Annotated in this window: 19 protein-coding genes; 4 read left to right on the top strand and 15 right to left on the bottom strand. The window is 61.7% G+C overall.

The annotated features are described in order from the left end of the window. Positions 1–8: 8 nt before the first annotated feature. From G5S35_RS22750 to G5S35_RS22720, 7 genes are all read right to left on the bottom strand, one after another. Positions 9–800: a drug:proton antiporter gene (locus G5S35_RS22750; protein WP_074982558.1), complete on the bottom strand. Its 792-nt coding sequence runs from the start codon at positions 798–800 to the stop codon at positions 9–11. Next, positions 797–1,990, bottom strand: coding sequence for an electron transfer flavoprotein subunit alpha/FixB family protein (locus G5S35_RS22745; protein WP_183039079.1), 1,194 nt, complete (start codon positions 1,988–1,990; stop codon positions 797–799). Before G5S35_RS22745 ends, G5S35_RS22750 begins: the two co-directional genes overlap by 4 nt. 4 nt (positions 1,991–1,994) lie before the next feature. Beyond that, positions 1,995–3,923: a (Fe-S)-binding protein gene (locus tag G5S35_RS22740; protein ID WP_074982561.1), complete on the bottom strand. Its 1,929-nt coding sequence runs from the start codon at positions 3,921–3,923 to the stop codon at positions 1,995–1,997. Between the two features lie 3 nt (positions 3,924–3,926). Then, complete coding sequence (locus G5S35_RS22735) at positions 3,927–5,990, bottom strand: NADH:flavin oxidoreductase (protein WP_183039078.1); 2,064 nt, start codon at positions 5,988–5,990, stop codon at positions 3,927–3,929. Positions 5,991–6,067: 77 nt separating this feature from the next. Continuing rightward, positions 6,068–6,601 (bottom strand): DUF5943 domain-containing protein, encoded by a 534-nt coding sequence (locus G5S35_RS22730; RefSeq protein ID WP_065059933.1) that lies wholly within the window; start codon positions 6,599–6,601, stop codon positions 6,068–6,070. A 99-nt stretch (positions 6,602–6,700) separates the two neighbouring features. Next, a complete protein-coding gene (locus G5S35_RS22725; protein ID WP_065059934.1) occupies positions 6,701–7,672 on the bottom strand; it encodes a dipeptidase in 972 nt (323 codons plus the stop codon). Between the two features lie 75 nt (positions 7,673–7,747). Beyond that, positions 7,748–9,031: a serine hydroxymethyltransferase gene (locus tag G5S35_RS22720; protein WP_074982564.1), complete on the bottom strand. Its 1,284-nt coding sequence runs from the start codon at positions 9,029–9,031 to the stop codon at positions 7,748–7,750. Positions 9,032–9,573: 542 nt separating this feature from the next. On the opposite strand from G5S35_RS22720, the gene G5S35_RS22715 reads away from it, so the two are divergent. Beyond that, positions 9,574–10,596, top strand: coding sequence for a GlxA family transcriptional regulator (locus tag G5S35_RS22715; protein WP_065059936.1), 1,023 nt, complete (start codon positions 9,574–9,576; stop codon positions 10,594–10,596). A 99-nt stretch (positions 10,597–10,695) separates the two neighbouring features. Here the strand turns inward: G5S35_RS22715 and fdhA are convergent, their stop codons facing one another. The 8 genes from fdhA to G5S35_RS22675 all read right to left on the bottom strand — a co-directional run bounded on the left by fdhA (position 10,696) and on the right by G5S35_RS22675 (position 20,513). Then, entirely contained in the window at positions 10,696–11,892 is a 1,197-nt protein-coding gene (gene fdhA, locus G5S35_RS22710) for a formaldehyde dehydrogenase, glutathione-independent (RefSeq protein WP_183039077.1), read from the bottom strand. A gap of 160 nt (positions 11,893–12,052) precedes the next feature. Next, on the bottom strand, positions 12,053–12,496 hold the full coding sequence (locus tag G5S35_RS22705) for a dihydroneopterin aldolase (RefSeq protein ID WP_074982567.1): 444 nt from the start codon (positions 12,494–12,496) through the stop codon (positions 12,053–12,055). Beyond that, positions 12,493–13,128 carry a sarcosine oxidase subunit gamma gene (locus G5S35_RS22700; RefSeq protein ID WP_074982569.1) on the bottom strand — a complete coding sequence of 212 codons (636 nt, stop codon included), beginning with the start codon at positions 13,126–13,128 and terminating at the stop codon, positions 12,493–12,495. Before G5S35_RS22700 ends, G5S35_RS22705 begins: the two co-directional genes overlap by 4 nt. After that, positions 13,118–16,126 (bottom strand): sarcosine oxidase subunit alpha family protein, encoded by a 3,009-nt coding sequence (locus G5S35_RS22695; RefSeq protein WP_183039076.1) that lies wholly within the window; start codon positions 16,124–16,126, stop codon positions 13,118–13,120. Before G5S35_RS22695 ends, G5S35_RS22700 begins: the two co-directional genes overlap by 11 nt. Next, entirely contained in the window at positions 16,123–16,434 is a 312-nt protein-coding gene (locus tag G5S35_RS22690) for a sarcosine oxidase subunit delta (protein ID WP_065059941.1), read from the bottom strand. The genes G5S35_RS22695 and G5S35_RS22690 overlap by 4 nt, the downstream gene beginning before the upstream one ends. A gap of 22 nt (positions 16,435–16,456) precedes the next feature. After that, positions 16,457–17,701, bottom strand: coding sequence for a sarcosine oxidase subunit beta family protein (locus G5S35_RS22685; protein ID WP_065059942.1), 1,245 nt, complete (start codon positions 17,699–17,701; stop codon positions 16,457–16,459). Between the two features lie 40 nt (positions 17,702–17,741). Further along, positions 17,742–19,127: an L-serine ammonia-lyase gene (locus tag G5S35_RS22680; protein ID WP_176080148.1), complete on the bottom strand. Its 1,386-nt coding sequence runs from the start codon at positions 19,125–19,127 to the stop codon at positions 17,742–17,744. A 243-nt stretch (positions 19,128–19,370) separates the two neighbouring features. Continuing rightward, the gene (locus G5S35_RS22675; RefSeq protein WP_065059944.1) at positions 19,371–20,513 is read right to left on the bottom strand and encodes a porin; all 1,143 of its coding nucleotides are present in this window, start codon (positions 20,511–20,513) and stop codon (positions 19,371–19,373) included. 356 nt (positions 20,514–20,869) lie between these two features. On the opposite strand from G5S35_RS22675, the gene betI reads away from it, so the two are divergent. The 3 genes from betI to betA are packed head-to-tail and all read left to right on the top strand — an operon-like array spanning position 20,870 to position 24,700. Further along, positions 20,870–21,481, top strand: a complete 612-nt coding sequence (gene betI / locus G5S35_RS22670; protein ID WP_065059945.1) for a transcriptional regulator BetI — start codon at positions 20,870–20,872, stop codon at positions 21,479–21,481. Between the two features lie 16 nt (positions 21,482–21,497). Further along, positions 21,498–22,967, top strand: a complete 1,470-nt coding sequence (gene betB / locus G5S35_RS22665; protein ID WP_183039075.1) for a betaine-aldehyde dehydrogenase — start codon at positions 21,498–21,500, stop codon at positions 22,965–22,967. Between the two features lie 11 nt (positions 22,968–22,978). Then, positions 22,979–24,700 carry a choline dehydrogenase gene (betA, locus tag G5S35_RS22660; RefSeq protein WP_124260465.1) on the top strand — a complete coding sequence of 574 codons (1,722 nt, stop codon included), beginning with the start codon at positions 22,979–22,981 and terminating at the stop codon, positions 24,698–24,700. The last annotated feature ends 69 nt before the right edge of the window (positions 24,701–24,769 follow it).

Here is a 24,769-nt window from a genome sequence, read left to right as displayed (position 1 = left end):
CGGCAAATTCAGTAATCGATGAGTTGATGCTCGCGCAAATACGCGAGAATCACTTGTGCTTTTTCGACCGAACTCCCTTCAATTACGACGTTGCCGCCGCGGCTTTCGGTCGTGGTGGCGGAAAGCATGCGCGCATGGCCCGAACGCTTTTCGGCGGCGGCGAATTTCACCGGTTTGCGCTCCGCCGGCCCCACGCGCCACGCGCCCGATTCGTCAGACTTGAAACGTCCGATCACGGCAGGCTGGATCGTGCCGGCACGCATGCGCGCGTAGGCATAGCGCGGTTGCGCGTTCGCCAGTGGATGCACCGCAATCACGGCGGGCAGTGCGATCTGCACGCGGCGACGCAACCCTTTCGGCAAGAACTGGCGCACGATGGCGCTGCGACTCGCCGCGTCGACGTCGATGTCGACCGCACCGCCGACGATCGGCAACGCCAGCGCCGCCGCCACGCCATACGGCAACATGCCCGAATCGTGCGCGCCTTCCGCGCGCGTGCCGGTCAGCACAAGGTCATAGCCGCGCACGCGTTCGGCGAGCACGCGCGCCGCGTCGTCGTGTTCCGCACAGGCGAGCACTTGCACTTCGCGCGCGCCGAGCGCGAGATAGTCGTTCAAAGCGGGATCGTGCGGATCGCCCGCGTGAATCACGTCGATCAATGCACGATGGCGTTGCGCGAGTTGGTGCCCGAGTTCGAGCGCGAGCGCATCGTTACGGCTATAGCGCGGCGTACCGCTCACCGGATGGCGTCCTGTCGAGACGAGCACCGCGATGCGTTCGATCCGTCCAGGTGCGTTCATGCGGCCACTCCTGCGGGATGACGTTCGCGCGCGACGACGCGCGTTTCAGCGGGCGTCGCGCGACTCGCGCCGCGCGCCGCCTGCACCTGTTCGATCAACGCGGCGATTGTCGCCTGTGCATCGCCCACCACGGTGAGATTCGCGCGTTTGGCAATGGGCGCGCTGCCGTCGAGATTCACGGCGATCACGTGACGGCAATCCTTGATACCCTGCAAATGCTGCACGGCGCCGGAAATGCCGAACGCGATATACACACTGGCCTCCACCGTCTTGCCAGTCGCGCCCACCTGCTTGTCGCGCGTGAAATGACCGTTGTCGACCGCCACACGGCTCGCGCCGATCGCTGCGCCAAACACGCCAGCAAGGCATTCGAACTGAGCGACATCGCTTACACCGTTGCCCGCGGCGACGATAAAGTCCGCCTCTTCCAGCGCGACCTGCGCAGCATCGATCTCTTCGATGCCGAGATCGCGATACGGTTGAGAAAGATCGCTTGCCGGTCGAATGAAATCGCCAGCGAGGCGCTCGCCCGCACCGATAAACGGCAGCTTCGCTTCCACCGCATTGGGCGCCAGCAGCATCACATCCGGCAGGGCGCGCGTCGCGAATGCACGCTTCGCCTGCTCGTAGACCCCCACATGTTTCGCGTCGATTTCCACCACATGCGCGGCCACGCTCGCGCCGGTCGACGCGGCATAACGGCGGCCGAGATCGCCGTCGCCGCTCGCGTTGTCCGGCAGCAGCACGTGACGCGGCGCAAGCGCCGCAGCACACGCCTGCAGCGCGCGCAATTCGCTTTCCGGCGCGAACGTGCGGCGGTCGTAGTCCGTCAATTCGATCAGTTTGTCCACGCCCAGCGCGGCCGCGTCGTCCTTGAGTTCACCGAATACCAGCAGCGCGACTTCGGTTTGCGCATCGGCGAGCAGCGCGGCGGCCGCAATGACCTGGCACGCGTGATCGTCGAGCGCACCTCGCTCCGTATGGGCCGTGGCCAGAATGATTTGATTCGGATGCCTGATCGTTCTTTTGGGTTTGGCGATATCACCGTGCGCACGATGCGCGTCCCACTGACCATCGCCTGTATTGGCACTTCCGGTCTCGCCCAGCGTGATCCGCTTGAGCCCCGTCGCCGTGACAATAAAAGGCCGACGCGGATCGATCCGCTTGATTGCGTTCGTCGTTGCGTTCATCGATTTACTCCAGCGAAGCGGCTACGAGTTCGGCCACGTCAAGCACTTCCGCGCGCGGGCCCACGACGCCTTCGAGCATTGCCGTGCAATTCGGGCACGCCACGGCGACGACGTCCGCCCCCACTGCGCGCGCATCGGCCATACGAATATCCGGAATACGCTGCTTGCCCGGAATATCCGTAAGCGGCGCGCCGCCGCCGCCACCGCAGCATCGTCCGCGCAGACCGTTGCGCTCCATTTCCACGACCTGAATGCCAATGGTCTTGAGCAATTTGCGCGGCGCTTCGATCTCGCCGTTGTAGCGGCCCAGATAACAGGGATCGTGGTACGTCGTGCGTTTCTCGCGCAGCGCTTCGGCTGCCTTCGGTGCGATGCGACCGCTCGCGGCCAGTTCTGCGAGCAAGGTCGTGTGATGCAGGACGTCGTAGCGCGCACCCAACGCGCGATATTCATTGCGCAGGCTGTGCATCACATGCGGATCCGCGGTGACGATGCGCGCGAAACTCAGCGTCGCCAGCGTGCGCATCATCTGCTGCGCCATGTGCTGGAACGTGGCCTCGTCGCCGAGACGACGCGCGACGTCACCCGTATCCGCTTCCTGCGCGCCGAGCACCGCATAATTCACGCCCGCCTTGTTCAGCACTTTCACGAACGCCCGCAGCGTGCGTTGATAACGCATGTCGAACGCGCCTTCGCCCGCGACGAGCAGCACGTCAACGCGCTGGCCCGCTTGCGCGATGGGTGCATTGAGATCGACCGACCAGTCGTAGCGAGCCGCCTTGTCGTAGCCGCCCGCCGTCCCCGTCTCGCGCAGATTCGCCAGCACTTCCGGGCCTTTGCCCGGCACGGTGCCGTGTACGAGCGTCTGATTGCGACGCATATCGACGATGGCATCGACATGCTCGATCAGCATCGGGCACTCCTGCACGCACGCGCGGCAGGTGGTGCACGACCACAGCGTTTGCGCTTCGATCAAGCCGGAGACGATCGGACCATTCGGCGTGCCGCGATGCTGGCCGACGGGAATGCCCGGCGTCGGGCTACCTGCATACGCGGCGTCCGTTCCGCCCGCCATGCCCACGACGAGATCCTGAATCAGCTTCTTCGGATTGAGCGGTTGACCGGCCGCGAAGGCGGGACACGCCGCCTCGCATTTGCCGCATTGCACGCAGGCATCGAAACTCAGCAATTGATTCCAGCGAAATTCCACCGCCTTCGCTACGCCATAGTCCTGTTGCTGCTCGACATCGGCGAGTTTCAGTGCAGTGGGCGGCGTGGCGATGCCATTGCCAGTCCACGCTTCACGTGTAGCGGCGAAGCGTTCCTGGCGCGGATGAAACGCGAGATGCAGCAAACCCGCCACGGCGTGTTTCATCGGGCCGCCTTTTGCGGCGCCAAACGTCATCGCGAACGCACCCACACCGATCAGTGCCGCACACAGCACCGCGAATCCGCCCGACATCGCGCTCGCGGGCACCAGTGTAAAGAGCGCGATGCCCAGCGCGAACGAACCCAGCAGCCACGGCAGTGCATTCCACGGACCGCGGGAAAGTCGTGCGGGCAGCTGCTTCGCACGACGTCGGCGCCACACGAACACCACGCCGATCAGCATGGCGATTGCCGCGAGAAAAATGAGCTTGTCGATCCACGGCGAATAAATAGCCAGCCCATAATTGATGAACACGAGCGCCAGCGCCGCAATCGCGCCGCCTGCCGTCGCCACGTGCGTCTTGGCGATATAGGGATCACGCGCGACCACATGATGCAGATCCACGAAATAACGCTTTGGAATGCTGAACAGCTTGTCGACGCCAGTAGACGAAGGCGCTGCTGCGCGTCCCACTCGCCAGTATGACGCGCGCCTCGCGACTGCGAACGCCAGCCCCGCCATCGACAGCCACAGTAGCGCGGTAATCAGCCAGGTCGGGTTCATGGTTCAGAAGTCCTTCGCGAGGCGCAGCGCGTCGTAAATTGCACCGTGGATGTTGTGCATCGAAATGCAGTCGCCCACGCGGAACAGCAGGAAACGGCCATTGCCCAGTTCTTCGGACAATGAGGGCTGCGGTTCGGCAGCAAACAGTTTGTGCACATCCACCTGGCCGCGATTGAGCGATTCGGGTTTGAGTTTCCAGTACAAAGCGTCATTGGGCGTGCTGCCGTTTTCGATCACCACCTGATCGACCGCGCGCTCTTCCTGCTCTTCCGTATATTCGTTGCGCAGTACGGCGATCTTCTTGCCGTCCTCCTCGTACACGCGGTCGAGCCAGTAATTCGGCGTGTGAATGACGCCTTGCGCGTAAAGTCGGCGATAGAAAATCGGGAATGTCGTGCCGCCCACGTCGTCGGCCACTTTCACGTCCGGCGTCACGATCTCCACCTTCGATCCCCGGCTCGACATGAAGTCGGCCACGCCCGCGCCCGCATGCGTGCTTACGCCGTCGTAGACGAGCACATTCTGCTTCGGCGCCACGCGGCCCGAAAGAATGTCCCACGAACTCACCGCAAGCCCCGTGTCGACGCTCCACGCAGGCACCTGTTGCGTGAAGGCCGAGCCCCCGGTCGCGAGCACGATGATGTCGGGCCTCTCAGCGAGAATGGTTTTATCATCCGCTTCCACGCCCAGGCGACGATCGACGCCAAGACGCTTCGTTTCCATATCGAACCAGCGTACGATGCCGGCCATCTGCTCGCGCTGCGGCGCTTTCGCGGCAAGCAGAATCTGACCGCCAACGGCGTCGCCCTTTTCGAACAGCACGACGTCGTGACCACGCAAACGCGCTACGCGCGCCGCTTCCAGTCCCGCCGGACCCGCACCCACGACGACCACCTTGCGCTTCGCTCCGCGTGATTTTTCGATCACATGCGGCATGGTCGCTTCACGCGACGTCGCCGCGTTCTGCACACAGAGCACGTCGAGCCCGTTGTACTGGCGGTCGATGCAATAATTCGCGCCCACGCATTGCTTGATTTCGTCTTCGCGGCCGTCGCGAATCTTGATGACCATATGCGGGTCGGCAATCTGCGCGCGCGTCATGCCCACGAGATCGACCATGCCGTTCGCGAGCAGGCGCTCGGCCTGGCCCGCATCGCGAATGCTCTGTGCATGCATCACGGGCAGATTGACCACCGACTTGATACCCGCCGCGAGATGCACGAACGGCTCAGGCGGCAAGGCCATCGGCGGCATGCAATTCGCGAGCGTGTTGTGCGTATCCGCGCCCGAGCCGATCACCCCGAGATAATCGATCAAACCGGTTTCCGCCATGGCCTGCGCGATCTCTTTTAATTGCTCGTGATCGAGACCGTCTTCGTGGAATTCGTCGCCACACATGCGCAAGCCCACGCAAAAATCCTTACCGACCGCTTCGCGCACGGCTTCGAGCACTTCCACGCCAAAGCGCAAACGGTTCTTCAGCGAACCGCCCCATTCGTCGGTGCGAAAATTGGTGCGCTGGCTCCAGAATTGATCGATCAAATGCTGATGCGCGGCGGAGATTTCTATGCCGTCCATCCCCGCGTCCTTCACGCGCTTTGCAGCCGCCGCAAAGTCCGCGATGATGCGGCGAATTTCCTCCACCTCGATGATCTTCGCATTGCCGCGATGCACCGGTTCGCGCACGCCCGACGGCGTCATCAGATGCGGCCAGTGCTCGCCATGAAACGCCGAACGGCGTCCCATGTGCGTGGCCTGAATCATGATCTTCGCGCCGTGACGATGCATCGCCTCGGCCAGACGCGCGAGCGGATCGATAATCTTGTCGGTCGAGAGATTCACCGACTTCCACCATCCTTGCGGGCTGTCGATCGACACCGGACTCGAGCCGCCGCACACCGCGAGGCCCACACCGCCCTTGGCTTTCTCTTCGTAGTAGCGGATATAGCGGTCGCCCGGCAGCCCGCCCGGCTCGGCATAGACCTCGGCATGGGCAGTGCTCACGATGCGGTTGCGCAGCGTAAGCTGATTGAGCGTCAAAGGTTTGAACAGGTGGGGATAGCGCATCGCTGACGGCCTCGGGTATTCGGGTAATTCGTAATGCGGGCTTTTTTTAAGGCTGATGATCCGGTCGCGAGAATGCGTCAGGACGTGATTGGCGAAACCTCGAAGACGCAATGCGCATGACCTTCGGCGGCGCATTGCACCTCCCTGGATTGCGCACGCGGCGCATGCGCGCCGGCACCGGCCGTGTCGTTGACCCAGTCCATCGCACCTGCAAACCAGCCCGCGAACATGTAGCAGAGCTTGCCGTGCTTACCCGGCTGCGCGAGCACGAACGAGGAATGACGCAATTCGATGCGTGCGTGCGCCGTAGCGGGATCGGCTTCGACGATCGTGAAGAGGCCCCAGCCGCGTTGCGAGAGGCGCTTCAGATAATGCTCGAAGACGGCCATGCCGCTCATTCCGTGCTTTTCGGCTTCCTTCGCGCACCAGTGATACGCCGATTTATAGCCCGCCTTATAGAGAATCTCCGCGTAGGTCTCGCGGCCCAGCGCCTCTTCGACTGCCGTGTGATTGTTGGTGAAGAAGTGGCGTGGCACATACAGCATGGGCAGTGCGTCCGTGGTCCAGACGCCGGTATTCGCGTCGACGTCGATCGGCAATTGCGGTTGCATTTCGTGGGGCTCCGGAATAATCGTTTTATCGGTTTGCAGCTTTTAGGGTTCGGAATGGCTAAACGTATTTTTGTTTTCGCGTTACGAGACGTCTGAAAATCACGCGCCCCAGACGTCGCGAAACACTCGCACCCAGTTTTCACCCATGATCTTGCGGATACGCGATTCTTTCCAGCCGGCGCGTTCCATGGCCGCCGTGAGATTCGGAAACTCGCCGATCGTGCGAATGCCTTCCGGATTCACGACCTTGCCGAAATTCGTCAGACGGCGATAACGGCCCTTGTCGTGCGTGAGCCAGTCGAAGAAGTCCACGCTATAACCCTGCGTGAAGTCGGTGCCGATGCCGACCGTATCCTCGCCGATCAGATTCACCACGTAGTCGATCGCTTCGATATAGTCTTCGACGCTCGCGTCGATGCCGCGCTTGAGGAACGGCGCAAACATCGTTACGCCGACAAAGCCGCCCGCGTCGGCGATTTCCTTGAGCTGCGCGTCGCTCTTGTTGCGCGGATGTTCCTTCAGGCCCGAAGGCAGACAGTGCGAATAGCAGACCGGCTTCTTCGAAAATGCGATGGCTTCCGAAGACGTATTGCCGCCCACGTGCGAAAGATCGACCATGATCCCCACGCGATTCATTTCCGTGATCACTTCGCGGCCGAAATCGGAGAGGCCGCCGTCGCGTTCATAACAACCGGTGCCCACGAGATTCTGCGTGTTGTAGCAAAGCTGCACCACGCGCACGCCCATATCGGCGAATGCTTCGATATAGCCGATGTTGTCCTCGAACGCATGCGCGTTCTGGAAGCCGAGAATCACGCCCGTGCGGCTTTCCTTTTTCGCGCGCAGGATATCGTCGGTCGTGCGCACGAGCGTGAGCAATTCGCCGTTGTCGCGAATCTGCTGTTTCATCTGCGCAATATTATCGACGGTCTTCGTAAAGCTCTCCCACACGGACACCGTGCAGTTCGCCGCGGTAATGCCGCCTTTGCGCATGTCTTCGAATACCGAGCGGTCGAACTTGGAAATGTTCAGACCATCGATGATGATGCTGTTTTCGTGCAGATTGCTCATTGCTGACTCCGAAACGGGCGTGGGGTTTGAATGGGTAGGTATTGCGCGTGAAGCGAATGATGCATACGACGCCGGTTATGCGTGCGTGTAAATCGGGAAGCGCTCGCAGAGCGCGAATATCTCGCGGCGCACGCGCTGCTCCGTGGCGGCATCGCCTTCGGGATGCGTGCGCAGCGCATCGACGACCTCGAGAATCAGCCTGCCGATGTCACGGAATTCCGCCACACCGAATCCGCGCGTCGTTCCCGCCGGCGTCCCCAGACGAATGCCGGAGGTGACCGTGGGCTTTTCGGTATCGAAAGGAATGCCGTTCTTGTTGCAGGTAATGCCCGCGCGCTCGAGCGCCTGTTCGACCTGCGCGCCATTGAGGGCCTTGGGCCGCAAATCGACGAGCAGCAGATGGTTGTCCGTGCCGCCCGTCACCAGATCGACGCCGCCCGCCTTGAGCACCTCGCCGAGTGCGCGCGCATTGGCGAGCACGCTGTCGATATAGGTTTTGAAACTGTCGTGAAGCGCTTCGCCGAACGCCACCGCCTTGCCCGCGATCACGTGCATCAGCGGGCCGCCTTGCAGACCCGGGAACACGGCCGAGTTGATCTTCTTCGCGATCTCCTCGTCGTTCGTGAGCACCACGCCGCCGCGCGGGCCGCGCAGCGTCTTGTGCGTGGTCGACGTCACCACATGCGCATGATCGACCGGATTCTGATGACGGCCGGCGGCGACGATGCCCGCGATATGCGCCATATCGACCATCAGCTTCGCGCCGACGCGATCGGCAATCGCGCGAAAGCGCGCGAAGTCCAGCGCGCGCGGATAGGCGGAAAAGCCCGCGATGATCAGGCTCGGCTTGTGTTGTTGTGCCAGCTCCTCGACCTGGTCGTAATCGATCAGCAAGGTGTCGCGATTCACGCCGTACTGCACGGCGTTGAACCACTTGCCCGAGAGCGCCGGCTTCGCGCCATGCGTGAGGTGGCCGCCTGCGTCGAGCGACATGCCCAGCACGGTGTCGCCTGGCCTGGCAAGCGCAAGCATGACGGCGCCATTGGCCTGCGCGCCCGAATGCGGTTGAACGTTGGCAAAGCCGGCGTTAAAGAGTTTCTTCAGACGATCGATGGCGAGCGCTTCGATTTCGTCTGCAAATTCGCAGCCGCCGTAATAGCGCTTGCCCGAATAGCCTTCGGCATATTTATTCGTCAGCACCGATCCTTGCGCTTCGAGCACCGCGCGCGACACGATGTTTTCCGACGCGATCATTTCAACCTGCGACTGCTGACGTTCGAGTTCTTTCAGAATGCTGCCGCGCACGGCCGAGTCGTGCTGCGCGAGCGTTTGCGAGAAGAAAGATTCAGTGTGCGACATAAGGCGTCCGTGACGAATGGAACAGCATTTCCAGTAACGCGCAAGGCCCGCCCCGCCTGGCTTTGCAGCCGCTGCGCAAGGTTCTGGCCGACGGCTCTATTCTTGTCGTTCGAATTCCCCGCCGATGTATGAATTCAGACGCGTTCTTTTCCTTTTCCGCCATCCGCGTCCATTTTTCACAAGTCAGCGCGCAAGCCATTCAACGCATGGCGTGCGCAGGCGGTCGATGCAAGTGGACTTAAAGTGGATATGTCAAATCGAATATTTCCCGATCCGAAACAAGTTTTCGATGCACCGCGCGTGGGCGACGTGCAGGTGATGGTGCAAGCTGTCCATGTTTGCTCACGCTTTGCCAGTTAAGCGGGCAACGCTGCACCAGCTTCGCCGCACGTTCGTGTTTTTTACGCCTGAAGGATTTTTGACGTCGTGGACTTAGGGTTTTGCCGCATGGCACACTGCCCTTGCCCGATTCCAGAATTGCGGTAGCCTGGCCCGGGACCCCGGCCTTCTCAGGCTGCCGACTACAAGGAATGGCCCCCCACATGTTGCCCGACCGCACAGCGTCGTTAGCGCACTTCGCGTTCATGCCGCTGCCCGACTTCACGATGATCGCGTTCACGAACGCCATCGAAGTGCTACGCATGGCTAACTACCTTAGCGGGCAACCCCTCTACCGCTGGTCGATCATCAGCCCGGACGGCGGCCCGGTCGCATCGAGCAACGGCCTGTCCATCGACAGCGGCCCGGCCGAATGCGCGGGCCAGCCCGATATCGTGTTCGTCTGCGGCGGTGTCGACGTGCAGCGCGCGACCACCGCGGCGCATCTTGCCGTATTGCGTCGCTTCGCACGCTCGGGCGTCGTGCTGGGCAGCCTGTGCACCGGCACCTATGCGCTCGCCAAGGCCGGACTGCTGGCCGGCTATGCATGCGCGATTCATTGGGAAAACATGTCGGCGCTGAAGGAGGAATTTCCGTCTACGCGCTTTCTCAAAGAGCTATTCGTGATCGACCGCGACCGCGTGACCTGCACGGGCGGCGTCGCGCCGCTCGACATGATGCTCAATCTCATCACCACGCGCGTGGGGACGGCGCGCGTCACGCAGATCGCCGAACAGTTCGTGGTCGAGCACGTTCGCGACACCAGCGCGCAGCAGCGCATGCCGCTCGTGGCGCGACTCGGGTCCGCGAACAAATCGCTTTTCGAAGTCATCTCGCTCATGGAGAACAACATCGAGGAGCCGCTTTCGCGCGAGGACCTCGCGCGGCTCGCGAATATGTCGCAACGGCAATTGCAGCGACTCTTTCACGAGCATCTGGGCATGACGCCCACGCATTACTATCTGACCTTGCGCCTGCGCCGCGCGCGTGAATTGCTGCTGCAAACCGATATGTCGATCATGCAGATCACGATGGCCTGCGGCTTTCAGTCGGCGTGTCATTTCAGCAAGAGCTATCGCGACGCATTCGGCAGCGCGCCCACCGGCGAGCGTCGCAAGCGCCTCGCGCCGCTTTCGGGCGCGGATACACCGAAGCCCTTATTGCCGATGCTCAGCGCACACGTCTAGCGATGCCATGCGTTCAGGCAACGCAAAGCGGGCGACCGGCTTTAAACCGGTTGCCCGTTTTTTATTGCGCGAGGGCGCAAATAAATCGAATGCTTCCGATCACGCGGCCAGCAAGCCGTGCGGATCGATCACAAACTTGCGCGGCGCGCCGCCATCGAATTGCTTATAGCCTTGCGGCGCTTCGTCGAGCGAAATCACCGAGACGTTAACGATTTTCGCAATCGGCAAACGGTCGAACAGAATCGCCTGCATGAGATTGCGGTTGTATTTGAGCACCGGCGTCTGACCGGTATGAAACGTATGCGATTTCGCCCAGCCGAGGCCGAAGCGGATGCTCAGGCTGCCGTGTTGCGCGGCGAGATCGCGCGCGCCCGGATCGTCGGTGACGTAAAGACCGGGAATGCCGATCATGCCTGCGGGCCGCGTGATTTCCATCAGCGAATTGAGCACGGTTGCGGGCGCCTCTTCCGCATGCCCCGATGCGCCGTGACCATGCGCTTCGAAACCCACGCAATCGACCGCGCAATCGACCTCGGGTTTGCCGAGAATCTGCTCGACCTGCTCGCCGAGCGTGGCGTCTTTCGACAGATCGACGACTTCGAATCCCATCGCTTTCGCATGCGCGAGACGTTCCGCGTTCATGTCGCCGACGATCGTGCAGGCCGCGCCCAGCAGCCGCGCCGATGCGGCCGCCGCCATGCCGACCGGTCCCGCGCCCGCGATATAGACCGTCGAACCCGGCTTCACGCCCGCCGTCACGGCGCCGTGATAGCCCGTGGGCAGAATGTCGGAGAGACAGGTAAGGTCGCGAATCTTCGACATCGCCTGATCGCGATCCGGGAATTTGAGCAGATTGAAATCGGCGTACGGCACGAGCACATATTCGGCCTGACCGCCGATCCAGCCGCCCATATCGACATAACCATACGCGCCGCCCGCACGCGACGGATTCACGTTCAGGCACACGCCGGTATTCTGGTCCTTGCACATCGCGCAGCGTCCACACGCGACGTTAAACGGCACGGAAACAAGATCGCCGAGTTTGAGCGTTTCGACATCGTTGCCGATCTCGACCACTTCGCCCGTGATTTCATGGCCGAGCACGAGGCCGACTGGCGCCGTCGTACGACCGCGCACCATATGCTGATCCGAGCCGCAGATATTCGTGCTGACGACCTTGAGAATCACGCCATGACCGATCTTGCGGCCGCTCGGATCCACCATCTTCGGATAGTCGATCTTCTGCACGTCGACCTTGCCCGGGCCCATGTACACGACGCCTCGATTGCCACTCATCGCTTGTCTCCGTTTCGTTGTTGATGAAAAGCGCCGCTGCGTCTTTGCGCACGCGCTGCAACGGCGATGATTCGAGCGTAGCGCCGTGTGCCCTCTTCAAACCATGCAAAACCCGACGCGCGTTTGCACCACGCCGACACTCAACTGCACCACGAAGTGGCTATGCGTGCGCGTGCATCTGCGCTGCCGTTGCGTTCCATTGCAGATAATCCGCACGCGTCCAGTCGAGCGATACGCCCACGCGGCGCGTGCCGGGCCGGATCTTCGGCTTGTGCACGGCCAGCGTGAGCGTCTCGAGCGCGGGCCATTCGCGAAACGACAGCGCCGCCACATCGGCTACCAGCGTTTCGAGCAAACGCGTATGGGATTTGTGCGCGAGAAAGTCCGCGATGCGCGCACACCAACTTTCGTAATCGATCCAGTCGCCTTCCTCTTTCGGCGCGCGGCCATATCCGAGCTGCGCGTCGATCACGAGCGGCTGCGGCTGCCCGTGTTCATGCGGATGAATGCCGATACGCGCCGGCACACTGAGCGCGTCGACGAACACGCTCCAGCCGCGCCCGCATGCAGGCGCATTGTCGAAGGTGCCATCGACGATCTTCATGGCGCGAGCGATGCCGCGGCATCGAGCATGATGCGGCAGAAGTAATCGGCGAAACTGCGTCGCACGACCAGTTCGTAGCGATCCGCCGCAATCGGAATCAACACGATCGAGGCCTTGAAATACAGGCTCTGCGCGCATTGCCCCGGTTTGAACAGCGACGGATGCAGATCGAGCGGACAGCCGCGCGACAGCACGTCGCGCACACGCGTGCCTTCGACTTCGACCACGGTATAGCCACTGCCGACGTCGACGGCCGCCGCGTAGCATTCGCCAATTTCCGGCGCGAGTTTCGCTTCGAGCACACCCGCAGGCACAGGCGCACTCGAACGCACGAGCCATTCGTCGGGGCCGAGCCACAGCACGTCGTAATTGGCGCTGCGCGCAACGGTATTCGGCGCGGCGGGCGGACGGCAACCGACCGTCCGCTCGAATGCCTCGACAAAAGCTGCATCGCTCAATTCGCCGCGCACATTCACCAGATCGCGAAACGGCTGCTCGCGCATCGCGAAGGCCTTCGATCCGCGTGCATCTTGCACCTTCAACAGATCTTCCACGCCGATAAACGGCGACTCCAGATTCACGCTCACGGCACGCTCCGCGAGGGGCATCGGATCTCTCGTTTCATTCCACATGCTGACGCACCCCTTCGATGTCGTAGAAAACCGGGCTGACAATCTTCGCGCCCACACGCCGCCCATCGGCGAGCGGAATCACCACGCGTTCGCCCATCCTGTCCAAACCGCCTTTAATTACCGCGAGCGCAATCGAGCGATCGAGTATCGGGCTCTGATAACTCGACGTGACATGACCGAGCATGGGCGTCGTGCCGTCGTTTCGAGCGCGCGCGTTTTCGTCGACGATCTGGCTGCCTTCGGTCAGCACGAATTGCGGATCGTCGGTGAGCAGACCGACGAACTGCTTACGCCCTTCTTTTGCCGTATCGGAACGCTTGAGCGAGCGGCGGCCCAGGAAGTCCTTGGTTTGAGAAACCAGACCGCCCATGCCGAGATCGAACGGCGTCACCGAACCATCGGTGTCCTGGCCGACGATGATGTAACCCTTCTCCGCCCGCAGCACGTGCATCGTTTCCGTGCCATAAGGCGTGATGTCGAATTCGGCGCCCGCGGCCATCAACGCTTCCCACACGGCGCGCCCCGCATTCGCCGGCACATTCACTTCATAAGCGAGTTCGCCCGAGAAGCTGATGCGCATGACGCGCGATTTCACGCCCGCGACCGTACCATTGCGATACGACATGAACGGAAACGCCGCATTCTCGAAGTCGATATCTCCGCAAACCTTTTGCAGCACCTTCCGGCTCTTCGGGCCGACCACCGCGAAGGTCGCCCAGTGATCGGTCACGGAAGCGAGCCGCACCTTCATATCGGGCCATTCCGTTTGCAGCCAGCGTTCGAGCCACGTGAGCACGCGCGCCGCGCCGCCGGTCGTGGTCGTCATCATGTAATGCTGCGGGCCGAGGCGCACCGTCACGCCGTCGTCGAACACCATGCCGTTTTCATCGAGCATGAGGCCATAGCGGCATTTGCCGACTTCGAGTTTGCTCCACGGATTCGTATACACCCAGTTGAGCAGTTTCGCCGCGTCCGGTCCTTGAATATCGATTTTGCCGAGCGTCGACGCGTCGAGTATGCCGACGCCATTACGCACCGCGAGACATTCGCGCTTCACCGCCGCGTGAAGATCTTCGCCGCCCTTCGGGAAATACCACGGGCGTTTCCAGTTGCCCACGTCCTCGAACAACGCGCCGTGCTCGACGTGCCATTCGTGAACGCAGGTCTTGCGCACCGGATCGAAAAAGTCCCCGAGTTCGCGGCCCGCAAAGGTGCCGAACGTCACCGGCGTGTAATTCGGGCGGAACGTCGTCGTGCCGGTTTCCGGAATCGTTTTGCCGAGCGCCGCCGCGAGAATCGCCATGCCGTTGATATTGCCGAGCTTGCCCTGATCGGTGCCGAAACCCATCGCCGTATAACGCTTGACGTGTTCGACCGATTCAAATCCTTCGCGCGCGGCCAGCAGAATATCGGCCGCCGAAACGTCATTCTGGAAATCGACAAACTGCTTCGGGCCGCGCGACGCTTCCGTGCGGCTGCCGACGAGCCACAGCGGCTCGAGCGGCGATTCGCTCAATTCCGCCACCTTGGGCACATTCGGACGCGCGAGCTTGAAGCCGAGACTTTGCGCCGCGTCGAGCCCGGCATCGACCGCGAGCGTCAGGCCGCGCGCCAGACTGAATTCGCCGACCGCCGCGCCCACGCTGACTTCGGGCTGCACGCGCTTGCCCGGCATGAAACACGCTTTCGTGTCGTTCCAGAGCGCCTTGCCGCCCGATTGCGCGAACAGATGCAGCACGGGGCTCAAGCCGCCCGACATCGCCACGAGGTCGCACGGAATCGTTGCCTGCTTCGCGCCGGTTTTGCCGTTCGCATACGCGACCACGTCCACGGCATTCACGCGCAGTTTGCCGTGCGCCGTCATGATCGCGGCATTGTTCATCACCTTCACGCCCTGGCGGCGCGCGGCACTTTGCACTGCGCCGCTGCCTTGTGTGCGCGAATCGACGAGCGTCACGTTTGCACCGCACGCCTTGAGATCGAGCGCGCAACGATAGCCCGCGTCGTTATTCGTGAACACCACCGCATTACGGCCCGGAATCACGCCATAGCGATGCAGATAAGTCGATACCGCCGACGCGAGCATGACGCCCGGCAAATCGTTATTGCCGAATACAACCGGACGCTCCTGCGCGCCGGTGGCGAGAATCACGCGCTTCGCACGAATCTTCCACAGCAGTTCGCGTGTGCCGTGACGCGTGGACACCGGCAGATGCTCGGTCAACCGTTGCGCGACGGTCACGAGATTGTGATCCTGATAGCCGAATGCCGTGCTGCGCGAGAGAATCTTCACGTCCGGCATGGCGGCCAGTTCGGCTTCGATCTTTTCGACCCATTGCAGCGCGGGCTTGCCGTCGATCTCCGCCTTGCAGCCGAGCAGGCTGCCGCCGAGTTCGCGCTGATCGTCGATCAGCATCACGCGCGCGCCGCTCAACGCGGCCGTGTGCGCGGCCGCCAGACCCGTCGGGCCGCCGCCGATCACGAGCACGTCGCAATGCGCGAAACACTTGTCGTAACGATCGCCGTCACGCACTTCAGGCGATTTACCGAGACCCGCCGCATCGCGAATCTTTTCTTCGTATTTCGGCCACCATTTACGCGGCCACATGAACGTCTTGTAGTAAAAGCCCGCGGGCAAAAAGCGCGAGAACTTTTGATTGATCGCCATGCGATCGTTTTCGAGGTTCGGTTCGGCGTTCACGCTATTCGCCACCAGCCCCTGATACAACTCGATCTCGGTCGAGCGCGCATTCGGCACGGTATGCGCGCCGCGCTCGAGTTGCACGACGGCATTCGGCTCGGCCACGTCCGCCGTGACGATGCCGCGCGGACGGTGGTATTTGAAACTGCGCGCCACGAAATGCACGTCGTTCGCGAGCAGCGCGGAAGCGAGCGTGTCGCCCTGATAACCCTGATACGTGCGACCGTTGAACGTGAACGTCAGCGGAATCGCGCGGTTGATGCGCCCACCGGCGCCGAGGCGGTTCTTCTGGCTCATCGCTGTGCGCTCCCTTTTTCCAGATCTTTTTCGTTGCTCGCGTGATTGCCCGCGCCAAACTTCTCGTAGCTTTGAATCTCGTACGTCACCGTATCGCGCGTCGCCATGAACCAGCGGCGGCAACCTTGCGCATGCAGCCATTGCTCTTTATGCACGCCGCGCGGATTGTGGCGCATGAACAGATAATCGCCCCACTCCTTGTCGCTCAGCGCGTCGGTATCGAGCGGGCGAGCGATTTCCGCTTCGCCGCCGCAGGTGAATTCGATTTCGGCGCGCGGCCCGCACCAGGGGCATTCGATCAGCAGCATGATGTGTCTATCCTGTGTGCGGTTAATGCGCCACGGCGGCAGCGCCGTGTTCGTCGATCAAATGACCGGTGTAGAAACGGTCGAGCGAGAACGGCGCATTCAGCGGATGCGGTTCGTCGTTCGCAATGGTGTGCGCAAAGACCCAGCCCGAACCCGGCGTCGCCTTGAAACCACCCGTGCCCCAACCGCAATTGAAATACAGGCCCTTCACATCGGTCTTGCTGATAATCGGGCAGGCGTCCGGCGAGACGTCGACAATGCCGCCCCACTGGCGATTCATGCGCACGCGCGAAAAGACCGGGAACATTTCGACGATCGCCTGCAACGTGCCTTCGATAATATTGAAACTGCCGCGCTGGCCGAATCCGGTGTACTGATCGACGCCCGCGCCAATCACGAGATCGCCCTTGTCGGACTGGCTGATATAGGCGTGCACCGCGTTCGACATGATCACCGTATTGACGACCGGTTTGATCGGCTCCGAAACGAGCGCCTGCAACGGATGGCTTTCCAGCGGCAGGCGCACGCCGGCCATATCGGCGAGCGTGGTGGTATTGCCCGCGGCGACCACGGCCACTTTCTTCGCCTTGATAAAGCCTTTCACCGTATCGACGCCCGTCACGCGGCCGCCGTCGCGGCGAATGCCCGTGACCTGGCAGTTCTGGATAATGTCCACGCCGGCACGGTCCGCGCCGCGCGCGAAGCCCCACGCCACAGCGTCGTGACGCGCCACGCCCGCGCGGCGCTGAATCGACGCGCCCAGCACCGGATAGCGGCTATTCAGATTGATCGTCGGCTCGATTTCCTTGATCTGTTCCGGCGTGAGGAATTCAGCGTCCACGCCGTTGAGCCGGTTCGCATTCACGCGGCGCTCTGTATCGCGCACGTCCTGCAGCGTATGGGCGAGATTCATCACGCCGCGCTGACTGAACATCACGTTGTAGTTGAGATCCTGTGCGAGACCTTCCCACAGCTGCATCGCTTTTTCGTAAAGCGCGGCCGACTCGTCCCACAGATAATTCGAGCGCACGATGGTCGTATTGCGCGCGGTATTACCGCCGCCAATCCAGCCTTTCTCCAGAATGGCGACATTCTTCACGCCGTGTTCTTTGGCGAGGTAATACGCGGTCGCGAGACCATGTCCGCCGCCGCCGACGATCACCACGTCGTACTCCTTTTTCGGCTCGGGACTTCTCCACTGCCGCTCCCAGTTCTCGTGATACGACAACCCGTTGCGGAACAGACTGAATATCGAATAGCGGCTCATCTCGCAGACCCCTTTGCGTGTTTCCGTTTGCGCGTTTCCATTAGCATTCGATGACGTTCACGGCGAGTCCACCGCGTGACGTCTCCTTGTATTTCGTCTTCATGTCGGCGCCCGTTTCGCGCATCGTCTTGATGACGTTGTCGAGCGTGACGTAATGCTGGCCATTGCCCTTGAGCGCCATACGCGCGGCGTTCAGCGCCTTGATCGCGCCCATCGCGTTGCGCTCGATGCAGGGAATCTGCACGAGGCCGCCGACGGGATCGCACGTCATGCCGAGGTTGTGCTCCATGCCGATCTCGGCGGCGTTCTCGACCTGCAAAGGCGTGCCGCCCATTACGGCCGCGAGCGCGGCGGCGGCCATCGAACAGGCGACGCCCACTTCGCCCTGGCACCCCACTTCGGCCCCTGAAATCGAGGCTGTTTCCTTGTAGATGACGCCGATCGCGGCGGCGGTCAGCAGGAAATCCACGATGCCTTTTTCGTTCGCACCCGGCACGAATTTCACGTAGTAATGGAGCACGGCGGGAATCACACCGGCCGCGCCATTGGTCGGCGCGGTGACGACGCGGCCGCCCGCGGCGTTTTCTTCATTCACCGCCATCGCGTAGAGATTGACCCAGTCGAGCATTGAAAGCGGGTCACGCAACGACTCCTCGGAGCGCGCGCGCAATTGCACGGAAAGATCGGCGGCGCGGCGCTTGACCTGCATCGGACCTGGCAATTGGCCGTGCATCTTGCAGCCGCGCTCCACGCACGCAGCCATCGTGCGCCAGATCGCCATCAAGCCTTCCCGCACCTCGTCCGGCGATCGCGTCGCGCATTCATTGGCGAACGTAATCTCCGCAATGGATAGCCCGCTTTCATTGCAGACGCGCAGCAGATCGTCGCCGGTGCGAAACGGATACGGCATCTCATGCGCCGTGCGCACGCCATTGACGCGATCGCCCTCGCGATTCACGACAAAGCCGCCGCCAACCGAGTAATACTCCTTCTCCACCAGCAACTGGCCGTTTTCATCGAAAGCCTGAAAGCGCATGCCGTTGGAATGCAAGGTATTCGCGCCGCCCATCGTGCGACGAAAGAAACCGATGCCTTCTTTTTCGTCGAAACGAATCGACTGCTTGCCGAGCAGCATCAGGGTCTTCTCGCGACGAATCGCGGCAAGGCGCGGTTCGATCTGATCGGGATCGATCACATCGGGCAGATGCCCTTCGAGACCGAGCAGCACGGCCTTGTCGGTTCCGTGGCCCTTGCCGGTGGCGCCCAGGGAGCCGTACAGCTCGACCTTCACGCGACGCACGAAGGCCAGCAAATTGGCGTCCTCGATATGGGACACGAAGCGGCAAGCGGCAACCATCGGACCGACGGTATGCGAGCTCGACGGGCCAATCCCAATCTTGAACAGGTCGAAGACGCTGACATTCATCTGACTTCTCCGGCTTGGCGTGGCATGAGTGACGTTGGAATCAGTAGACCAAATTGGCGCCCGGATCAGATAGAACAAAAGCGCCATTGCGCGTGGACGGCCCCGCCAGACGGGGCGTCGGGGCTTCTGGCCGGGCGGTTTGACGATGATTCGCAGTCAAAAAGCGCAAGCCGGCATGACGCCGGCCTGGTGCGGAAAATTCGATTTGCTGCACCGCGCAAACTGCGGCGAACGATTAAAGTTTCAGAACGAATGGCGCATACCGATTCGCACATCGGCCTGCGTCGTGGTCGAAGACGGCGTGAAGCTGTAGCCGATCACGGCATCGACGCCTTGCGAAGCCTTCAGCCAGTCGCCGGACAGATAAACTTCGGTGCGTTTCGAGAGCGCGTAATGCAGCCCCGCCGAAAGCTGATTCCAGTGATGGCCGTCGAAGTGCGTGTACTGGTAACCGCCAATCAGCGCGAGCGCGGGCGTGATTTGCCAGTCGGCGCCGCCTTCGGCCACGAGCATGTGTTCGCTTTCGCCAAACGCCTTGATTTGCGTATAGGTGAAATCGCTCATCAGCGTGACGTCGCCAATCACATAACTCGCGCCGATGCCGAATGTGCCTTGTTTATCGACGGGAAACGCGCTGTCCGCGTATAGATCGGTGACCGCGCCCGTGGTGGGATCGACGCTCACGGTCGGGCGGCCGAAGAAGGTATGCACGCCGATCATCGCGTAAGGATCGAAACCGTAAATTCCGGATGGATTATTCAACTGCGTATAAGCCGCGCCCATCGCGAATGCACCGTGCTGATATTGCGCGCCCACGCTCCACGCGCTGCCCGTGTGAAAATCGCCGGGCGTATTGCTGAATGAATACATGCCGCCGAACTGGAAACCGCCATACGTGTTCGACATGAACTTCACTGAGTTCGGCAGATGGTCGCCATTCATGCGGTCGAAGTCGCCCTGATTGATGGCGTAGCCGCTCGCCCACGCGGTAACGTTGAAGAGATAGACCATCTCCTGCGTCATGTCGATTTGATTGCCGAACGTGAGCGTGCCCCAATCGCTCTGCAGACCCACATACGCCGCGCGGCCGAATAGCGAGCCGCCATTCGCGAGCGTGCCATTGCCGAGGTGAAATCCGCTTTCCAGATCGAAAACGGCTTTCATGCCGCCGCCGAGATCTTCCGTGCCTTTGATGCCCCAACGGTTCGCGTACGAAATGCCGTCGTCGAATTTGACTTGATGCGAGCCGCCTGCATTGGTGACGTACGTCACCCCCGCATCGATGATGCCGTACATCGTGACGCTGCTCTGCGCATGACTCGAATTCGATAGTGCGGACAGCGCCAGTGCGATTGCGGTCAGTACCAGTGCGTTTGCTTTTCTCATGGTGTCGGTTTCTCTTGACTCGCGATACGGTTGAAAAGTGCCGCAATTCAGGGCCTGGCAGCGCGCCGGGCAGCAGTGCGGACGGAGCAAACGTAAGCGTCCAAATCGCGCGCAACTTGCGCACACACGACGCGCACTGGCGCTATCGCGACATGCCTGATGCGTGAGTACCCCTGTAAGCAGCGCTCGAATCCATACGCAGCAAGGCTCGCGAGACGATGCGCACGATCCCAACCATCGACAATCCGACGCGCGCTTTTGAAAATGCGCCGCAGCGCGCGCGCAACGTTTTTATTGATTGATCATTCAATAAAAAATAATTAGAGTGGAGTCCTCCCCGTGCGTCCTGAATCACCATGCCCAAGATCGGAATGCGCGACCTGCGTCGCGCCCAACTCATCGATGCCACCCTGCAGACCATCGACCAGTCTGGTTTGTCGGGTACGACGCTTGCGACCGTCGCGCAGCGCGCGAATATCTCGACCGGCATCGTGAGCCACTATTTCGGCGGCAAGGACGGGCTGCTCGAAGCCACCATGCGCCATGTGCTCCGCGATTTGTGGGAAGCCACCATGCGCCGCCGGCTGGCCGCGAAGCCCGAACCACGCGCGCGTCTGCGTGCGATCGTCGCCGCTAATTTCGATGTTTCCCAGGTCAACACGCCGGTCATGAAAACGTGGCTCGCGTTTTGGGCCGAGAGCATGCATCAGCCCACGCTGCGCCGTTTGCAACGCGTGAATACGCGCCGGCTGTATTCGAATCTGTGCGCGGAATTCGAAAAAGCCCTGCCGCGTGCCGCGTCGCGGCGCGCCGCCACCGGGCTCGCCGCCATGATCGACGGCCTCTGGCTGCGCGGTGCGACCACCGGCGAACCCTTCGACACGAAAGCCGCCTTGCGGCTGGCCAACGATTACATCGACTTGCTGCTCGACGCGCGCGCGAAGGCGCGCACGCGCAAGTCGGCCTGACTACGGAGTCCTGGCGATGCCCCATTACCCGCTCGAGCGCCTCTTCATTCACGGCGCGTACGTCGACGCCACCAGCGGCGAAACCTTCGAAACGTTCAACCCCGCAACCGGTGAAGCGCTCGCGACCGTGCAGCAGGCGAGCGCCGCCGATATCGAGCGCGCCGTCCAATCCGCGCGCGACGGTCAACGCGTGTGGGCCGCAATGACGGCCATGCAGCGTTCGCGCATCCTGCGCCGCGCTGTCGAGTTGCTGCGCGAACGTAACGATTCGCTCGCCGAACTCGAAACGCACGACACCGGCAAGCCCATCGCCGAAGCGCGCGCCGTCGACATCGTCACGGGCGCCGACGTGATCGAATACTATGCGGGCCTCGCGCCCGCACTCGAAGGTCAGCAGATTCCGCTGCGCGAAAGTTCGTTCGTGTATACGCGGCGCGAACCGCTAGGCGTGACGGCGGGCATCGGTGCGTGGAATTACCCGATCCAGATCGCGTGCTGGAAATCGGCGCCCGCTCTTGCGGCCGGCAATGCGATGATTTTCAAACCCAGCGAAATCACGCCGCTGTCCGCTGCGAAACTCGCGGAGATCTATCTGGAAGCGGGCGTGCCGCCCGGCGTCTTCAACGTGGTGCAAGGCGATGGCCGCGTGGGCGCGCTGCTCAGCAATCATCCGGACATCGAGAAGATTTCGTTTACCGGCGGCGTGGAAACCGGCAAGAAAGTCATGGCCACGGCGGCTGCCTCGTCGCTCAAGGACGTGACGATGGAACTCGGCGGCAAGTCACCGCTGATCGTGTTCGAAGACGCCGATCTCGACCGCGCCGCCGATATCGCCGTGACGGCCAACTTCTTCAGTGCTGGCCAGGTGTGCACGAATGGCACGCGCGTTTTCGTTCAGGCATCTATACGCGACGATTTCGAATCGCGCGTCCTGCAACGCGTGGCGCGCATTCGCGTGGGCAAACCCACGGATCCGTCCACCAATTTCGGTCCGCTCGCGAGCGCGGCGCAACTGGACAAGGTGCTCGCCTTCATCGACAGCGGCAAACGCGAAGGCGCACGGCTGATTGCAGGCGGCTCGCGGCTGACTGAAGGCGACTTCGCACGCGGTCAATACGTGGCCCCCACGGTCTTTGCCGATTGCCGCGACGAGATGAAAATCGTGCGCGAAGAAATCTTCGGCCCCGTGATGAGTCTGCTGACTTTCAGCAATGAAGAAGAAGTCATCGCGCGGGCGAACGATACGCTTTATGGACTCGCAGCGGGTGTCGTCACGGAGAATCTCTCGCGTGCGCATCGCGTGATTCATCGCCTGGAAGCGGGCATTTGCTGGATCAATACATGGGGAGAGTCGGCCGCCGAAATGCCCGTGGGCGGCTACAAGCAATCGGGCGTGGGCCGCGAAAACGGCATCACGACACTCGAACATTACACGCGCCTCAAATCCGTCCAGGTCGAACTGGGACCGTATCAGCCCGTCTTTTGAGGGAGCCCGGCATGGCAGCGCAAGACTATGACTACATCATCATCGGCGCGGGCTCGGCTGGCAATGTGCTCGCGACGCGGTTGACCGAGGACCGCGATGTTCGCGTGCTCCTGCTCGAAGCCGGCGGCCCCGATTATCGTTTCGATTTCCGGACGCAAATGCCGGCGGCACTCGCGTATCCGCTGCAAGGGCGGCGCTACAATTGGGCCTACGAAACCGACCCCGAACCGCATATGAACAACCGGCGCATGGAATGCGGGCGCGGCAAGGGATTGGGGGGCTCGTCGCTGATCAACGGTATGTGCTATATCCGCGGCAACGCGCTCGATTACGACGGTTGGGCCGAGCGAAAAGGCCTCGAAAACTGGAGCTATCTGGATTGCCTGCCGTATTTTCGCAAGGCCGAAACGCGTGACATCGGCGCGAACGATTATCACGGCGGCGACGGGCCCGTTCACGTCACCACCAGCAAGCCCGGCGTGAATCCGCTATTCGAAGCCATGATCGAGGCGGGCGTGCAAGCGGGTTATCCGCGTACCGACGACCTCAATGGCTATCGCCAGGAAGGCTTCGGCCCGATGGATCGCACGGTCACGGCAAAAGGACGGCGTGCGAGCACCGCGCGCGGCTATCTGGATCAGGCGAAGCAACGTTCGAACCTCGATATCGTCACGCACGCCGTGACCGACCGCATTCTCTTTAGCGGGAAACGCGCGAACGGTGTGGTTTTTCTGGACGGCAATGCGCGCATCACGCGTCGCGCACGTCGCGAAGTGTTGCTGTGTGCGGGCGCGATTGCGTCTCCGCAGATCTTGCAGCGTTCGGGCGTAGGTCCCGGTGCATGGCTGCGCGAACTCGATATTCCGGTCGTGCTCGACTTGCCTGGCGTTGGGCAGAATCTTCAGGATCACCTCGAAATGTATATGCAGTACGCGTGCAAGGAGCCCGTTTCGCTCTATCCCGCGCTACTGCTGCACAATCAACCGGCTATCGGTCTCGAATGGATGTTGCGCGGCACCGGCGTCGGTGCGAGTAATCATTTCGAAGCGGGCGGCTTTATCCGCACGCGCGATGACGATCCGTGGCCGAATATTCAATATCACTTCCTGCCGGTCGCGATCAATTACAACGGCTCGAATGCGATCAAGATGCATGGCTTTCAGGCGCATGTCGGTTCGATGCGATCGCCCAGCCGCGGCCGCGTGAAACTGCGTTCGCGCGATCCGCGTGAGCATCCGTCGATTCTCTTCAACTATATGGCGGAAGCACTCGATTGGCGCGAGTTCCGCGACGCGATTCGCATCACGCGCGAGATCATCGCGCAGCCAGCGCTCGACCGCTTCCGCGGACAAGAGCTAAGTCCCGGCGCGCAATTGAAAAGCAATGCGGAGATCGACGCGTTCGTGCGCAGCCGCGCGGAAACCGCGTATCACCCGTCGTGCTCCTGCGCGATGGGCTACGACAACATGGCCGTCGTGGACAACGAAGGCCGCGTACACGGGCTGGAAGGCTTGCGCGTGGTCGATGCGTCGATCATGCCCCGCATTACTACGGGCAATCTCAATGCGCCGACTATCATGATGGCCGAAAAGATTGCCGACCAGATTCGCGGAAAGCAGCCGCTTGCGCGTTCGACAGCGGACTACTTCGTCGCGAATGGTTCACCGGCGCGCGGTGACGCAAAGGATTGCACGACCACCCGGCCCGTGAGACATGCACACGCGATGTCTTGAAGTCACCAACTCAATTCGCTGACTCAATCGTTCGTTAAATAGAAATGCCGAAGCTTCGCGAGAAGCATC

Origin of the sequence: Paraburkholderia tropica (genome assembly GCF_014171495.1) — a bacterium.
Taxonomy (GTDB): domain Bacteria; phylum Pseudomonadota; class Gammaproteobacteria; order Burkholderiales; family Burkholderiaceae; genus Paraburkholderia; species Paraburkholderia tropica.
Note: the sequence above shows the minus strand (reverse complement) of the source record. Positions and strands in the feature narration are given on the sequence as shown.